This is a genomic window from Paenibacillus plantiphilus, from assembly GCF_927798095.1.
In the GTDB taxonomy this organism is placed as follows: Bacteria; Bacillota; Bacilli; order Paenibacillales; family Paenibacillaceae; genus Paenibacillus_Z; species Paenibacillus_Z plantiphilus.
The window spans coordinates 1-476 of the sequence record NZ_CAKMMF010000089.1 but is presented as its reverse complement, the minus strand read 5'-3'; the positions used below and the strand labels follow the sequence as shown (position 1 = coordinate 476).

At 54.2% G+C, this 476-nt stretch carries 1 rRNA gene; it reads left to right on the top strand.

What is annotated here, in order from left to right:
* Positions 1 to 9: 9 nt before the first annotated feature.
* Positions 10 to 476: ribosomal RNA gene (locus tag L6H65_RS26485) — 16S ribosomal RNA — on the top strand; the annotation flags it as partial.

The following is a 476-nucleotide window of genomic DNA, read 5'->3' as shown; positions in this document are numbered from 1 at the left end:
AAAACTTCTTTTATGGAGAGTTTGATCCTGGCTCAGGACGAACGCTGGCGGCGTGCCTAATACATGCAAGTCGAGCGGACTTGAAGAGAAGCTTGCTTCTCTGATGGTTAGCGGCGGACGGGTGAGTAACACGTAGGCAACCTGCCTGCAAGACTGGGATAACATTCGGAAACGAATGCTAATACCGGATACACAATTTGGCTGCATGGCTGAATTGGGAAAGACGGAGCAATCTGTCACTTGCAGATGGGCCTGCGGCGCATTAGCTAGTTGGTGGGGTAACGGCTCACCAAGGCGACGATGCGTAGCCGACCTGAGAGGGTGATCGGCCACACTGGGACTGAGACACGGCCCAGACTCCTACGGGAGGCAGCAGTAGGGAATCTTCCGCAATGGACGAAAGTCTGACGGAGCAACGCCGCGTGAGTGATGAAGGTTCTCGGATCGTAAAGCTCTGTTGCCAGGGAAGAACACTT